The organism is Pseudomonas sp. NY15437, from assembly GCF_048068435.1.
Taxonomy (GTDB): domain Bacteria; phylum Pseudomonadota; class Gammaproteobacteria; order Pseudomonadales; family Pseudomonadaceae; genus Pseudomonas; species Pseudomonas nitroreducens_B.
This window is the reverse complement of the sequence record NZ_JBLUQC010000045.1, coordinates 1-526: the sequence shown is the minus strand read 5'-3', so window position 1 is coordinate 526 and position 526 is coordinate 1. Positions and strand designations below refer to the sequence as shown.

1 protein-coding gene is annotated in these 526 nt (G+C 68.6%); it reads right to left on the bottom strand.

Features of this window, described 5'->3' with window-relative positions:
- Window positions 1-6: 6 nt before the first annotated feature.
- Window positions 7-526: pyrroloquinoline-quinone synthase PqqC (gene pqqC / locus ACNFIA_RS31955; RefSeq protein ID WP_416790996.1), on the bottom strand; the 520-nt coding region annotated here is incomplete at its 5' end.

Below are 526 nucleotides of genomic sequence, written 5' to 3'. Positions count from 1 at the left end.
GACTCATCACAGCAACCCCCTGTGCCACACGCGCTCGCTCGTCACCGTGTGGTACGGCGGGCGCTTCAGTTCATAGGCCATGCTCATCGCGTCGAGCATGCTCCAGAGCACGTCGAGCTTGAATTGCAGGATTTCCAGCATGCGCTCCTGGGCCTCGCGGGTGCGGTAGTGCTCCAGGGTGATGCGCAGGCCGTGCTCGACATCGCGGCGCGCCTGGGACAGGCGCTTGCGGAAGTAGTCGTAGCCGCTGGCGTCGATCCACGGGTAGTGCTGCGGCCAGCTGTCCAGGCGCGACTGGTGGATCTGCGGGGCGAACAGCTCGGTCAGCGAGCTGCTGGCCGCTTCCTGCCAACTGGCGCGGCGGGCGAAGTTGACGTAGGCGTCCACCGCGAAGCGCACGCCGGGCAGCACCAGCTCCTGGGACAGCACCTGCTCGCGGTCCAGCCCGACGGATTCGGCCAGGCGCAGCCACGCCTCGATGCCGCCCTCCTCGCCCGGCGCGCCATCGTGGTCGAGGATGCGCTGC